This window comes from Streptomyces sp. P17, from assembly GCF_032436805.1.
GTDB lineage: Bacteria > Actinomycetota > Actinomycetes > Streptomycetales > Streptomycetaceae > Streptomyces.
Genome location: NZ_JAVRBF010000434.1, coordinates 1 through 366, shown reverse-complemented (window position 1 = coordinate 366; position 366 = coordinate 1). Strand labels below are relative to the sequence as shown.

Annotated in this window: 1 protein-coding gene; it reads right to left on the bottom strand. The window is 70.2% G+C overall.

Translation table 11 applies throughout. The annotated features are described in order from the left end of the window. Positions 1-366 (bottom strand): hypothetical protein (locus RMT89_RS41620; protein WP_315888953.1); only part of this gene is annotated, 366 nt, incomplete at both ends.

Genomic DNA, 366 nt, shown 5'->3' with positions numbered 1-366 from the left:
GTGTTCGTGGTCGGTGTGTGAGGCGGGCGCGATGACCAGCCATTTCCCCGACAGGTCCGGCTGCTCCGCAGAAACCTTTAGCTCGTCCCACTCGACGCGGTAGCGCCAGGGCTCGAACTCGCCCGCGCCCTGCCACTGTTGCCGCCAGCCGGCGATCGCGGGCAGCACGCTTCCGAGGGACGAGCGGGCCTCGGGCGCCTCGATGCCAACCAGCTCGGCGAGTTCGGACACGTCCTCGCGGTCCACTGCCTCCCAGAAACGGTCCTGCATGGGGTCGGCGGGGGTGTGCGTGGTGCGTTCCAGCCAGTAGCGGTGGCGGTCGAAGGCGTAGGTGGGCAGCTCGGGGGTGTCGGCGGTGGCCGGGAT